Here is a 12,704-nt window from a genome sequence, read left to right on the forward strand (position 1 = left end):
ACAGATGCCCAAAGGTCTTCCTCTCAGCAATCGCACTCGCCGCAATCGTTACTTACTGGTTATGAGTCCTGAGCCTAATGTACCAACCCACAGACGTGGTTACCTCCATCGACGATGTATTTCGGGATATGCGTTGTCCCTATGTCAGTCAAACTTCGAAGTTTATCGATAGAATTGACCGACATATCCGCGCTTGGATTGAACGCAGCACCTATCTTACCGTGGCCACGGTGGATGCTGACAGAAACATGGATGTCTCTCCTAAAGGTGATCCTGCGGGTTTGCAAAAATTCTGGATGACAAGACGCTCGCCATCCCCGACCGGCCGGGCAACCATCGGTACGATGGGTTCCAAAACATCAAGGAAACAGGCCGCATCGGGTTGGTTTTTCTCGTGCCGCACCGCAATGAGGTGGTTCGTGTGAATGGGCGCGCTCAAGTGATCCGAGACACGCCCGTGCGCAAGGTCTGCGAGATCAACGGCCGGATGCCCGATTTTGCCATTCTTACCCATGTTGAAGAAGCATTTTATCACTGCGGGAAGTCAATAATCCGCTCGAGGCTTTGGCAGTCTGATGAGCACCCCATGTCGAAAAATCTACCTACCTATGCAGAAGCTTTGATTGCGCACTGCAAGCTTGAGGTAGGCTGCGACGAAATGGGCGCCCATTTGAGTAACAACGAAGAGAACCGATTGTACGACGAGTGATCACTGTCGGCCCTGAGCATGCGTAATTGGGCTGACCCTGATCAGAGGTCGAGTTCCCGATAGGATCACAGGAGATCTGTGAGCATGGGAGATTTCGAATGGAGTATTTTGCGGGCTTGGATGTATCGCTGCGGTCCTGCGCGATCTGTATTATCGACAGCAAGGGCGCGGTTGTGCATGAGCGTGAGCTGCCTTGTGAGATTGAGGAGATCGCCGGGTGTCTGATTGCACTTCGCGTTCCGATTGAGCGCGTTGGTTTTGAGTCCGGCACGTTAAGCCAGCATTTGTTCTACGGCTTGAAGGCCGAAGGCTTCGACGTGGTTTGCATGGAAGCGCGCCAGGTCAATGCTGCCTTGTCAGCGATGCGCAATAAAACGGACCGCAACGATGCACGCGGAATTGCGCAGATCCTTCGAACGGGTTGGTTCAGCCCGGTGCATATGAAGAGCCGTGAAGCGCATGGAGTCAGAGCTCTTTTGAGCACACGGAAGGCTTTGCTGAGCAAAACCATTGATTTGGCCAACGAAGTGCGTGGCCTGTTGAAGATATTTGGCATACGGCTGCCGAAGACAGTGCAGCATGGCAGCTTTGATGACGTCGTCCGGCCGATGGTTGAGATCGACGAGGTTCTCGCACATGCCATGCTACCGCTGCTCGACGCCCGGTTGGTTGTGTACAAGCACTTTCTTGAGCTCGATCGGCGGGTCAAGCACGCTGCCCGTCAGGACGATGTCTGCATGCGCATGATGACAGTCCCCGGCGTGGGCCCGATTGCTGCTTTGACCTTCAAGGCTGCCGTGGACGATCCCGCGCGGTTCAAAAGGTCTCGCACCGTGGCAGCCCACTTTGGCCTTACACCTAGAAGATACCAGTCTGGTGAACAGGACAACCCAGGTCGCATATCGAAAGCCGGGGATCGAGACGTACGGTCGACGCTCTATGCCGCCGCGAACGCCTTGCTCATGCGGACGATGGCGGGCTCTCAGATCAAGTCATGCTCTGCCCGACAGGCGATTGCGTAGCAATCTGCCGAGAGGGGGCATGCGCTTGATGCGTACCAAAGGGCGTCGCCGCGCCGTTGTGGCTGTTGCGCGCAAGCTGGCCGTCCTGCTGCACCGTATGTGGGCGGATGGCACGGAGTTCCGTTCAGAGAAGGAGGAGGGCACGGTATGATCTAAACGCCCAGCACCAATCTGAACGGGATCGTCCTCACCGGACGAGGTTCGTGGACAAAGCCGAAAATGTCTGCTGCGCCATCAAGCGCGTCCCAAAGCGAGGCTCTCCACTGCCAATCCGACACATGCATGCAGCGATGTCCCACTAGGCATCACCCAGACTGCGGAGAGAAGCGTGACCCGGATGAGCGACGACGGTCCCAAACAAAGAAGGAAAACGAGCTTGACCAAAACCCCCAATTAGAGAAGCAAGCATTGGCAAGGATGCGCAGCATTGTGATGTCCAAAGGATTTATTTGGTGGGCCTTTCAGACATTCGCCGCATTGACACGCGTTGCTGCTCTGGTGCTGACAGGTGCCCTTGGCTTTATGAGAGCGGTCGCTTTGCTGTGGGCGCAGTACGTGCGCAAATGTGGAATCTGACACCCCTCTGCAAGAAATCCTGACCGTATCGGCCATATTCCACCCACCTCACGTGGGTTCGTTTGACCTGAATTTAGTATGCGCCTTACCGTTTGACTGCAGGGCGCGATGTCACTTTTGGACGGGACCTGCCTTCGTCATTCAAAGCACATTTGGAGATTGCAACATGGAACTCAACGAATATGCAGGCCGAGCAGACGGCTTTATCTTCGAGGATTCAAATCTTCAACCTCCGGGGGGGTGGATGTTCACCGGCGCATCACCCGTTTTCCCGGTAAACAACGGTGAACTTTCCAGTGCTCCATCGCTTTCGGACACTGGTTCTGGCAACACATTTCGTCTGGACCCGGCACAGCTGCCAAACGATGATCTGCCCACTTTGAACGAACTCGCGCCGCTGGTCGTGACCGAGGGCGAGCTGAACTTTTTGCTGAGACTAGGAGAGCGGGTGGCGAATGATCCAAACGTGCAGGATGACATCGACAGACTGATCAAGCAGGATGAAATCACCTATATTGATCGGCTTGAAATCGCGGGAGAGATATTGGATAGCCGCAATGAAGGCTACTATGATGACCTCCTGCTGGAAGCGGCAAACTGGCCTGCTCCAGACCGGGCGCCCTCTCCTCCTCCTATCGTTGAGGTTTTGCCCATCAGTGATACGTGGTGGTCTCCCGGGGAAGAGACATGGGATAACGGTGGCGCCTGGGGCGGAGGTCTGTCTGGTTGGGGTGGCAACAATTGGGATGCGTTTTATACTGAATACAGCGCCATTTTCTGAGACCCGGCGCGCAGTGCGCCTCGCTTCCGCGATACTGAGTGACAGCATTGTCTTGCCGCCTCCGGAGCTGCCAACGACAAGAATGCGTTCAGCCTGAAACAGAACATCATGAGCTTCGCGGACGGGGACATAGTTCGGCATAAATATCGTCTGAATGCGGATCACGATAGATGGTAGAGCGGTAGTGCATTTACTCTTTTCGGATGTTTGTGCGACGCTCAGTATAGTTCAAAATAGGCTTGCAGAGGATGTTTGGTCGTATGCAAGATGCGGCCACGGATGCGTTGCGGCTGGTCTCACCGAAGATATCGTGGCCAAAAGCCCATCTGGGACCGCGCCTGCAATGCCTGATGTGGATCGTATGATGCAATGAGGGTACTGACTTGCACCAAGACAATGAGGCGATGGCCGTTGTCCTTTGAAGAAAGATGATGAGAAGCTACGTTCTCCGAATGACGCTAGGGCTATGACGCATCTTACATTGCTGCACCGCCCAGAAGTGCGAAGTAACCGGGTAGTACGTTGGTAAAAACGCTCTGACCTTTTTCTGTCAGGCTCAGCTGCTTCTGGCGTTGGTCAACCGGTTGCTCCTTGGCGGGGGCAAGCAGGCCCTTGTCCATCAGGCTGCCAATCGTCTTGCTAAGCACCGGCTTGGACACGTCCAGTCGCTTCGAAATCTCTACCGCAGACAGGCTGTTACGCTCTGGCTCCCGCGCGATCATCATCAACGCCAGAAACTGCGTTTGTGACAGGGCATGGGTGCGCAGAAACGCTTCGATATCACGCAGCAGAACACTTGCACTGCGCAGCCGCTCCAGCACAGTCTGCACGTGCTCGGGGTCAACGTCTGGAACGTCGGCGGTTACGCTGGCGATCATCTCGCTGCTGGGCAGCTCTTTGAGAAAGAACATCAGGCGTGTCGCCGCATCCGTACAATGTCTATGGGTTCGGCCAGCCATTCCTGATAGGCGGCAAAGACCGTTTTTATGTAGTCCATTTCATAATGCGCCTCGAGGGCCGCATCGTCTGCCCAGTGTTCGACCAGGTAAAGCGCGCTGCCGTCTTCCGCGTCGACATTCAGTTCAAAGCGGTGGCATCCCGCTTCTGCCCGCGTGGCTGTAAGAATACCCTCGATGGCAGCAAGTGCATCCGCCCTATGTTCGGGTTTGGGACGGATGATGGCGAAAACGCTGAGTTCAGGCATGGCGAAGCCCCCACATAGTTAGCATGGTAACTATGTGGAGGCTTACTCCCCGAGCGCAAGGGTGCAATTGTCGGGGTCTTGGAATGTATCAAGCTATCAGCGCGATCCAGCGCCCGCGTTCTCACATCCCGATATCGCCATTGCGCGCTCGCCCACCTTGCGCCACGGTTGCGTCATGCAGCGCGTGATGATCATCGGACAGCCCGGATCGGGCAAATCGACCCTCGCGCTTCAACTGGGAGACATGACTTTTCTGCCCGTATTCCACATCGACCATATCCACTGGAAATCGGGCTGGGTGGAACGCGACTGGGCCGAAAAGACGCGCATGACCCTCGACGTGATCGAACAACCTGCGTGGGTTTTTGAAGGCGGGCACAGTGCCACCTGGCTTGAACGCCTCGCCCGCGCTGATACACTGATCTGGCTCGATCTGCCCGTGGTTCTGCGCTTGCGCCGCGTTTTGCGGCGTTCTTTACGTGATCGCGGTCGAACCCGTCCCGATCTGCCCGACGGCTGCCCCGAACAGATTGATCTCGAATTCCTGTCCTATATTTGGCGGACGCGGCATACATCGCGCGCAAAGATGCGCGGGCTTTATGACGGTGCTGACCCTGACAAGGTTAAATACCATTTCACCTCGCTGCGCGACGTGCACAATTTTCTGTCAAACCTTCAAACGGCGCTTGCCATTGGTAACCTTGGTATTCCACATCGCTGATACCATGCGCCTGATCCTTCTGACTTGTCTCACCATGATTGCCTTTGCCGCCAATTCGGTCCTGAACCGTATGGCTATCGACAGCGGCGCGATCGATCCATCCAGCTTTGCCATGATCCGCGTGCTGGCGGGTGCGGTGGCGCTTTGCATGATCCTGACGGTGCGAGGCGGCGGGCTGCCGCTGTTCGAACGTGGTCGCGTCGTTGGCGCGCTTAGCCTTGCCGCTTACATGATCGGGTTCTCGCTAGCCTATGTGACGCTGGACGCGGGCCTTGGCGCGCTGATCCTGTTCGGGACGGTGCAGGTCAGTATGTTCGGGTGGTCGGCATTGCGCGGCGCACGGCCAACGACGCGGCAGGTCACCGGCGCAGGAATTGCCTTTGCCGGGCTGCTAATTGCGCTTTGGCCAAGCGATGGTGCGGGCGGGGACATGATCGGTGCCCTTTTGATGGTCATCGCGGGACTGGGCTGGGCGGCTTACACGCTCGCGGGCAAGGGCACGCGGGACCCACTGTCGGCGACAGCGGCTAATTTTGTTGTGGCTGCGCCTCTTCTGGCTGTTTTGCTGGTGGGAACGGGCCTGCACGCGGCCCCATCCGGCATCGCGCTCGCCATTCTGTCGGGTGCGGTCACGTCCGGGCTTGGTTCCGCGCTGTGGTATACGGTTCTGCCGCAACTTCAGGGGCAGACGGCGGCGGTGGTGCAGCTGAGCGTACCGGTCCTTGCCATCGCGGGTGGCGCAATGCTGTTGGGCGAAGCGCTGTCACTGGCGTTGGCTATGTCAGCGGCTCTGGTTGTGGGGGGCATAGCCGTCGCAGTCATCGCACCAAGGGTTCAAGAGGATCATAGCTGATCCCGCCTGAACCAAAGGCCACATCGGCAAGGCTGTCAGGCTTGTGCGCCAGCTCCTCTTTCGTCACCCAGCGCCGTTCGGTCACCAGTGCGTCAGTGTCCGTCCACGTTGTTGGACGGGGTGACCCCGGTACGACCTCGCATCGGAAATACACATCCACCTGATGATAGTGCCCGTCAGGGTCGTGGAACTCGTTCACCAGACAGGGTGCGCCCACGGTCACCTGCAGGCCCGTTTCTTCATGGACTTCGCGGGCAAGATTGTCGGTCAGGCTGCTGTGCAATTCGGCCCCGCCACCCGGTGCGCACATCAGAGGGCTTTGATCCTTATGCCATGCATTGACGATCAACAGGCGCCCGTCCTCGACAATAATGGCTCGGACGGCAATGCGGGGTGATTTCGGACGCATGAACAAACCTTTCCAGCGGCAACGACGCGTTATTATTCCATATGCCCGTGCATGGGGTTATCTCAAGGGTATGAAATGGATCGTTGCCCTTGTTCTGACTCTCTTGTCGACCGGCGCCCGCGCCGACTGCGTGGTGCTGTTGCATGGCCTCGCGCGGACCGAGGCATCGCTTCTGGTGCTGCAACGGGCGCTGCTTACGGATGGCTACCGCGTTGTACGCCCAGGCTATCCGTCCACCAACGAAACGGTTGAGACGCTGGCACGTGACGTTGTGCCCCGTGCCATCGAAAGCTGCGGTGCCGAAACGGTGCATTTCGTCACGCACTCCATGGGGGGCATTCTTGTGCGCTATTGGTTTGCCAACCATGGCGTGCCCGCCAATCTGGGCCGTGTGGTGATGCTGGCCCCGCCCAACCGTGGCAGCGAAGTGGTGGATGAGCTTGGTGACCTTGAGGCTTTCGGCTGGTTCAACGGCCCCGCAGGTCGGCAACTTGGCACGGGTGATGACAGCCTGCCGCGCAGCTTGCCCGCCGTCACGTACCCGGTGGGCATTATCGCTGGGGAACAATCCCTTAATCCGTATTTCTCGTCGCTCCTGCCGGGGCGGGATGATGGCAAGGTGTCGGTGCTGGCCACCCCGGTGGCGGGTATGGCCGATCACATCGTGCTGCCTGTCACCCACACCTTCATGATGAACAACCCGAATGTCATCGCGCAGGTGCTGACCTTTCTTGACAATGGCGCCTTTGACCGCGAACTGCGCTGGATTGATGCCGTGCTGGAACAATTGGGATGTCCGGACGGGGGTTGCCTGCAAGGAAGCGATGATGCTGAAAATTGATCTGGTTGGCGGTGCGGTTCTGCAGCCTTCCGGACTGGAAACCATCCGCCTGTCGATGGCTGATGGCGTTGTGGTCGATGCGCCTACGGGCCGGTCCGTTGACCTGAGTGGTTATCGCATCCTGCCCGGTATCGTCGACGTGCATGGAGACGGGTTCGAGCGGCACATGGCCCCGCGCCGGGGCGCGATGAAACAGATGAACGAAGGGATCGTGGCCGCCGAGGCCGAGATTGCGGCCAACGGTATAACCACCGCCGTCATGGCCCAGTTCATCAGCTGGGAAGGCGGGCTGCGCAGCCTCGACTTTGCCGATCAGGTGTTCAACGCGATGATCGCCACACGTGGCGACATTGTAACAGACTTGCGCCCGCAATTGCGGTTCGAAACCCATATGCTGGAACTTTATGCAGAGCTGCCTCAGCGCATTTCAGACTGGCAGGTGGGCTATGTCGTGTTCAACGACCATCTGCCGCATGACCGTTTGGCGGAAGGGCGCAAACCACCGCGCCTGACCGGGCAGGCGCTCAAGGCGGGGCGGAACCCGGATGTCCATTTCCAGATGCTGTTGGACCTGCATGCGCGCGGGGACGAGGTGCCCGAGGCGCTTGATGCGCTGTGCACGCAGCTTCGACAACAAGGCGTGCAAATCGGCAGTCACGACGACACTACCGGTGGTCAGCGCGCCGAATGGCGCGCGCGTGGGGCAACCGTTGCCGAGTTCCCTGAAACAGCAGAGGCGGCAGAGGCCGCACACACGGCAGGCGACCTCGTCGTGCTGGGATCACCCAATGTCGTTCGGGGCGGGTCGCACAAAGGTAACGCCTCCGCTCTGGACCTGATCACCATGGGGCTTTGTGACGCGATCGCATCCGACTACCACTACCCATCGCCGCGCCGCGCAGCACTCATGCTGGCCAAAAGCGGGCTGATGGATTTGGCCGCTGCATGGGCGCTTGTGTCATCCGGCCCTGCGAAAGTGTTGGGCCTGACGGATCGCGGCACGCTCGCGCCGGGCAAACGGGCGGATATCGTGATCCTGGATGAAACGGACCGGGTGGCCGCCACACTCTCAGGCGGGCGGGTCAGCTACATGTCCGGTGATATCGCGCAACGCTTCGTGGCAGCGGCCTAGCCGACCACCCGGTTTACATGGCCCATCTTGCGGCCCGGACGGGCCTCGGCCTTGCCATAAAGGTGCACGGCGGTGCCCGCCTCGGCAGCCAGTGCCGGAACACGGTCAACATCATCACCGATCAGGTTTTCCATAACCACATCTGAATGACGCTGTCCGTCGCCAAGCGGCCAGCCCGCAATGGCGCGGATATGCTGCTCGAACTGGTCCACAACGCACCCGTTCTGGGTCCAGTGACCCGAGTTGTGCACGCGCGGCGCGATCTCATTCACGATCAACCCCTGTGGCGTGACAAACAACTCAACACCCAGCACTCCCACATAATCGAGAGCATTGAGGATATTGGCGGCGAGTAAGACCGCATCAGTGCGCTGGCTGGCGCTCAGACGGGCAGGGACGATGGTGGTATGCAGGATGCCATCCTTGTGCACGTTCTCGCCCGGATCGAAACAGGCAACGGCCCCGTCCAACCCACGGGCCGCGATGACGGACACCTCGTGGCTGAAATCAACAAAACCTTCCAAGACCGCAGGCGCGCCGTTCATCCCGGCCAGGGCGGCCCCGGCCCCGTCAGAATCCATGATGCGGGCCTGCCCCTTGCCGTCATAGCCAAAGCGACGGGTCTTCAGGATCGCGGGCGTGCCAATGTCGGGCAGGGCCGCAGCAAGGGCCGCCATATCCGGCACGTCGGCAAAAGGCGCTGTCTTCAGACCCAGATTGGTCAGGAATTCCTTTTCAACCAACCGGTCCTGGCTCACCCGGAGCGCCTGGCGGCCCGGACGGATCGGCACGTGATCCTCAAGGGCATCCAGCGTCAATGTGGGGATGTTTTCGAACTCGTAGGTGACAGCGTCAACTGTCGTGGCAAAGGAATAAAGGGCGTCGTTGTCTTCATAAGGCGCCGTGGTCACCATATGGGCGACATCACCCGCTGGAGGCTGGGCGGACGGGTCAAAGATATGCGTGCGAAAGCCTAAACGGCTTGCGGCAACTGACAGCATGCGACCCAACTGGCCACCGCCCAGAATTCCAATGGTTGATCCCGGCGCCAGTGGCTCAGTCATCGCTTGGCACTTCTGGGATCGAAGCGGACAGGGCGTCGCGCCATGCCTCCAGCCTCTCGGCCAAGGCCGGGTCCGACATGGCCAGAATGCCAGCCGCCATCAGACCCGCATTGGCGGCACCTGCCGCACCGATTGCCATCGTCGCCACGGGAAAACCGCGCGGCATCTGCAGAATGGAATACAGGCTATCGACCCCGCTCAGCGCCTTGGTCTGCACGGGCACCCCAATGACAGGCACACGGGTCTTCGACGCCATCATGCCCGGCAAATGCGCCGCACCGCCCGCACCTGCAATGATGACCTTCAATCCCCGGTCCACAGCCGTCTTGCCGTAATCCCACAGCCGATCCGGCGTGCGGTGGGCCGACACGATGCGCGCCTCATACGGCACCTCCAGCGCGTCCAGCATTTCGGCGGCCTCGCGCATGGTGGGCCAGTCCGACTGGCTGCCCATGATGATGCCAACGGGGGAAGGGGTGTCTGTCATCTCAAATCGCCCTGCGGTCAGAAAGCGCGCACTATAGCCAGATCACGGCGCGGGGCAATGGCGGCACAGCGGGTTTCATTTGACACAATGCTGCGCTGCGGCAAGGCTGGCAGCATTGAGACAAGGAGATTGCAAAATGATGACCCCTTTTGACGTCTGGGCGCCCATGTTCCGCGCCCCGTTTTTCGGCGATGTGACACAGGAAATCGTGCCGCGCGTCTTTTCCCCGGACATCGCAGGCAGCGCCGAGATTGAGGTCAGGAGCCAAACCGATGTGGCAAGCTATGGCACGCAACTGGGCAAGGTATTTGAAGCACAGCAAACCCTTGCGGCGGCGACCAAGACAGACCTGCCCGAAATCGACAAACTGGTCACTCAGATCGAAGGCGTAAAGGATCAAAGCAAGGACGCCATCCGCGCGGACGTCGAACGCGCTCTGGCACGGCTCAAGGCGGTGGACAAGGAAGGCTGGCGCACCCTCACGCGCAGCGAATAGGGATCAGGCGATGATATCAGGGGTCAAGCGATCCTCGATAATCGCGATCTGGTCCTTCAGCCTAAGTTTTTTCTTTTTCAGGCGCTGAATGGTCAGCTGATCGCCCGTGGCCTTTTCCTGCAATGCATGAATGGCTTCGTCCAAATCACGATGCTCGCGTTTGAACACTTCCAGTTCAACGCGCAATACCTCGTCGGTCTTCATCGAGATATCAGAAGGAGCATTCATGATGCGATTCCAAGCAATTGCAGAACCTTTAATATAATCACAACCCTGCGATGCGCCTAGACCTTGTTCCCAACATGGTTTCTGCCCATATTTACCTTATCCGTTGCCGCATCAGGGGCGGACCACAGACTGTCGCTTGACCAAAAGGACGTGTCGCATGACGAAGATGACCCTTGCCTCGTACCCGCATATGTTGGGATTCGAGCAACTTGAACGGCTGTTGGAGCGGACTGCCAAAAGTTCCGAAGGCTACCCGCCGTTCAATATCGAGCAGACCTCTGACTATTCTTACCGCATCACACTGGCCGTGGCCGGGTTTGCGGAAGGTGACCTGTCAATCACCGTGGAAGACCGCCAACTGGTCATCCGGGGCCGCCAGGCCGAAGACACCGAAGATCGCGTTTTCCTGCACCGCGGCATCGCCGCACGGCAATTTCAGCGCAGCTTCGTGCTCGCTGATGGCGTCGAAGTGGGTGAAGCCATCATCGAAAACGGCCTGCTGCACGTCGACCTGACCCGCTCCAAACCCGAAACAATCGTCCAAACGATCAACATCAGGAAAGGATAAGTCATGAATACACCCTATGATTTGAACGCCGATGTGGGCCGGATGGTGTATGTGAAACCCATCGCCGTCGATGCCCTGTCGCAAGAGGTACAGGATCAGGCCGAAGGGCTGGACCAGCTCTTCGCCGTGCACGACGCAGAGGGGCAGCAATTGGCCTTGGTCGCTGACCGCAAACTGGCCTTTGCGCTGGCGCGTCAGCACGACTACGCGCCCCAACCTCTGCACTGATGTCTGGCCTTGGGCGTGATGCTTTGGGCCGGACATGCAGAAGCACGAGATGGTCAGAGGTGATCCGTTGAATCACCAATTTGGAGCTTCTCTGCGCCGACGCCTTGATGCAGCGTTCAGGCATGCCAAACGGCGATGGAAAAAGTCGTGAGCATATTTGATCCAATAGCGGCTATGCGGGACGAACGCGCGTCCGCCAACTCGCTTTCGACGGCCGGTTTTTGCGTATCGCAAGTCAACCAAACAGCCGTGTAGTCTTTCCTTATATAAAGACCCTTGGCTGCTTCTTTGCGGTTCTGATTACAATTGGTTCAGAGCGCAGGAATATTCTCCGCAAAAACCACTTGCAGCCGTGGCAGGTATTGAGGTTCGGCTGCCCCGCGCACGGCAGAAGCGAGCAATTTGACGACCTCTCGCGCTTCGACCCGGGGGTTTTGATCGATCACCGCATCCACTGTACCGTCCAGCAGCATCCGTTTCGTCGCACCCGTCAAATCATGTGCGATGAAAACGGTGTCGCGATAAATGCCTGCTTCGTTCAGAGCCTGTCCGATCCCCTGGTTCCCTGAACCCACGCTGTAGATTGCAGAAGGTGGATTGTTGGCTAGGATGCGGCGCATTTCGGTATAGGCGCGATCACGGTCATCGCTGACCTCGACGATTTCCGAGATCGTGAGATTGCGGAAGTCCTGTGCGAGGATGGATTTGAACCCCATCTCACGTTCTTCATGGCCACGGTAGCTGAGCGAACCGATCACGATCACCACGTTGTGGGTTTTGTCCGGATGCAGGAACCGCCCCATCAGCAACCCCGCGAGCCGACCGGCGGACCGGTTGTCGATCCCGATGTATCCTGCCTTCTGCAAGGACGGCAGGTCGGACACCAGCGAGGCCACCGGCACCCCATTGTCGGACAGGTTTTCAATGGCCGCGCGCACCGAGGGGTGATCGAGGGTGACAAGCCCAACTGCGTCCGTTTTGTCGGCCAGTGAGTTCAGGCGCAGGGCCATATGGTCGGGATCAAGGCCATCAACGACATGCACCATGGGTTGGATACCGCCGTAGTTGCACGCCTCTTCCAGCAGGTATTGATGCAACAGCGCAATGAACGAGTTGCTGCCTGCGGGTAGAACGAAATCCATTCGAATGGCGGCTTCTTCTTCTACGGGACCAAACCAACCCCGTCGCCGTGCGATTTCCAGCACGATGTCGCGTGTGCGCGCCCGCACCCCTGTGCGGTCGTTCAAGACACGGTCGACCGTGGTGACCGATACGCCGGCTTCCTGTGCAATCTCGGCCAGGGTGACTTTCATAGGGGTGCCTCGCTAGGGTCCTTCATTGCCCCATCAAAAAGCATCATTTTCGAGAAAGGAAAGGGCTTTCCC

The 12,704-nt window shown here is 58.5% G+C and carries 17 protein-coding genes and 1 pseudogene; 11 read left to right on the forward strand and 7 right to left on the reverse strand.

Annotated features, from left to right (window positions below; genetic code table 11):
• The first annotated feature begins 128 nt into the window (after window positions 1-128).
• From Q1A75_RS13405 to Q1A75_RS13420, 4 genes and pseudogenes are all read left to right on the forward strand, one after another.
• Window positions 129-425 (forward strand): pyridoxamine 5'-phosphate oxidase family protein, encoded by a 297-nt coding sequence (locus tag Q1A75_RS13405; RefSeq protein ID WP_299551658.1) that lies wholly within the window; start codon window positions 129-131, stop codon window positions 423-425.
• Window positions 359-709, forward strand: a complete 351-nt coding sequence (locus tag Q1A75_RS13410; protein ID WP_299551655.1) for a hypothetical protein — start codon at window positions 359-361, stop codon at window positions 707-709. Before Q1A75_RS13405 ends, Q1A75_RS13410 begins: the two co-directional genes overlap by 67 nt.
• Before the next feature lie 98 nt (window positions 710-807).
• Window positions 808-1,882: pseudogene (locus tag Q1A75_RS13415) on the forward strand (IS110 family transposase).
• A gap of 591 nt (window positions 1,883-2,473) precedes the next feature.
• Entirely contained in the window at window positions 2,474-3,088 is a 615-nt protein-coding gene (locus Q1A75_RS13420; RefSeq protein WP_299551646.1) for a hypothetical protein, read from the forward strand.
• A gap of 476 nt (window positions 3,089-3,564) precedes the next feature.
• On the opposite strand, the gene Q1A75_RS13425 is transcribed toward Q1A75_RS13420, so the two are convergent.
• Both Q1A75_RS13425 and Q1A75_RS13430 read right to left on the reverse strand, forming a co-directional pair.
• On the reverse strand, window positions 3,565-3,999 hold the full coding sequence (locus Q1A75_RS13425; protein WP_299551643.1) for a MarR family transcriptional regulator: 435 nt from the start codon (window positions 3,997-3,999) through the stop codon (window positions 3,565-3,567).
• Window positions 3,999-4,292 (reverse strand): putative quinol monooxygenase, encoded by a 294-nt coding sequence (locus tag Q1A75_RS13430; protein WP_299551640.1) that lies wholly within the window; start codon window positions 4,290-4,292, stop codon window positions 3,999-4,001. The genes Q1A75_RS13425 and Q1A75_RS13430 overlap by 1 nt, the downstream gene beginning before the upstream one ends.
• A gap of 175 nt (window positions 4,293-4,467) precedes the next feature.
• Here Q1A75_RS13430 and Q1A75_RS13435 point away from each other — a divergent pair, with 175 nt between their 5' ends.
• Together Q1A75_RS13435 and Q1A75_RS13440 are read left to right on the forward strand one after the other, a co-directional pair.
• Window positions 4,468-5,013, forward strand: coding sequence for an AAA family ATPase (locus Q1A75_RS13435; RefSeq protein WP_299551637.1), 546 nt, complete (start codon window positions 4,468-4,470; stop codon window positions 5,011-5,013).
• Window positions 5,014-5,017: 4 nt separating this feature from the next.
• On the forward strand, window positions 5,018-5,866 hold the full coding sequence (locus Q1A75_RS13440; protein WP_299551634.1) for a DMT family transporter: 849 nt from the start codon (window positions 5,018-5,020) through the stop codon (window positions 5,864-5,866).
• Here the strand turns inward: Q1A75_RS13440 and Q1A75_RS13445 are convergent.
• Window positions 5,832-6,275, reverse strand: a complete 444-nt coding sequence (locus Q1A75_RS13445; protein ID WP_299551631.1) for an NUDIX hydrolase — start codon at window positions 6,273-6,275, stop codon at window positions 5,832-5,834. The genes Q1A75_RS13440 and Q1A75_RS13445 overlap by 35 nt on opposite strands.
• 70 nt (window positions 6,276-6,345) lie before the next feature.
• Between Q1A75_RS13445 and Q1A75_RS13450 the strand changes: the two genes are divergently transcribed.
• Together Q1A75_RS13450 and Q1A75_RS13455 are read left to right on the forward strand one after the other, a co-directional pair.
• Entirely contained in the window at window positions 6,346-7,116 is a 771-nt protein-coding gene (locus Q1A75_RS13450; protein ID WP_299551652.1) for an alpha/beta fold hydrolase, read from the forward strand.
• Window positions 7,100-8,248 carry an alpha-D-ribose 1-methylphosphonate 5-triphosphate diphosphatase gene (locus Q1A75_RS13455; protein ID WP_299551629.1) on the forward strand — a complete coding sequence of 383 codons (1,149 nt, stop codon included), beginning with the start codon at window positions 7,100-7,102 and terminating at the stop codon, window positions 8,246-8,248. Before Q1A75_RS13450 ends, Q1A75_RS13455 begins: the two co-directional genes overlap by 17 nt.
• On the opposite strand, the gene Q1A75_RS13460 is transcribed toward Q1A75_RS13455, so the two are convergent.
• Window positions 8,245-9,312 (reverse strand): 5-(carboxyamino)imidazole ribonucleotide synthase, encoded by a 1,068-nt coding sequence (locus Q1A75_RS13460; RefSeq protein ID WP_299551627.1) that lies wholly within the window; start codon window positions 9,310-9,312, stop codon window positions 8,245-8,247. The genes Q1A75_RS13455 and Q1A75_RS13460 overlap by 4 nt on opposite strands.
• Window positions 9,305-9,799, reverse strand: a complete 495-nt coding sequence (gene purE, locus Q1A75_RS13465; protein WP_299551624.1) for a 5-(carboxyamino)imidazole ribonucleotide mutase — start codon at window positions 9,797-9,799, stop codon at window positions 9,305-9,307. Before purE ends, Q1A75_RS13460 begins: the two co-directional genes overlap by 8 nt.
• Window positions 9,800-9,935: 136 nt before the next feature.
• On the opposite strand from purE, the gene Q1A75_RS13470 reads away from it, so the two are divergent.
• Window positions 9,936-10,295, forward strand: a complete 360-nt coding sequence (locus tag Q1A75_RS13470) for a hypothetical protein (RefSeq protein WP_299551621.1) — start codon at window positions 9,936-9,938, stop codon at window positions 10,293-10,295.
• A gap of 3 nt (window positions 10,296-10,298) precedes the next feature.
• On the opposite strand, the gene Q1A75_RS13475 is transcribed toward Q1A75_RS13470, so the two are convergent.
• On the reverse strand, window positions 10,299-10,523 hold the full coding sequence (locus Q1A75_RS13475; RefSeq protein ID WP_299210241.1) for a DUF465 domain-containing protein: 225 nt from the start codon (window positions 10,521-10,523) through the stop codon (window positions 10,299-10,301).
• Window positions 10,524-10,680: 157 nt separating this feature from the next.
• Here Q1A75_RS13475 and Q1A75_RS13480 point away from each other — a divergent pair, with 157 nt between their 5' ends.
• Window positions 10,681-11,091 (forward strand): Hsp20 family protein, encoded by a 411-nt coding sequence (locus tag Q1A75_RS13480; protein ID WP_299551618.1) that lies wholly within the window; start codon window positions 10,681-10,683, stop codon window positions 11,089-11,091.
• 3 nt (window positions 11,092-11,094) lie between these two features.
• The gene (locus tag Q1A75_RS13485) at window positions 11,095-11,319 is read left to right on the forward strand and encodes a DUF1150 family protein (RefSeq protein WP_299551615.1); all 225 of its coding nucleotides are present in this window, start codon (window positions 11,095-11,097) and stop codon (window positions 11,317-11,319) included.
• A 311-nt stretch (window positions 11,320-11,630) separates the two neighbouring features.
• On the opposite strand, the gene Q1A75_RS13490 is transcribed toward Q1A75_RS13485, so the two are convergent.
• Window positions 11,631-12,632: a LacI family DNA-binding transcriptional regulator gene (locus Q1A75_RS13490; protein ID WP_299551612.1), complete on the reverse strand. Its 1,002-nt coding sequence runs from the start codon at window positions 12,630-12,632 to the stop codon at window positions 11,631-11,633.
• Window positions 12,633-12,704: the final 72 nt, after the last annotated feature.

Origin of the sequence: uncultured Tateyamaria sp., from assembly GCF_947504105.1 — a bacterium.
Taxonomy (GTDB): Bacteria; Pseudomonadota; Alphaproteobacteria; order Rhodobacterales; family Rhodobacteraceae; genus Tateyamaria.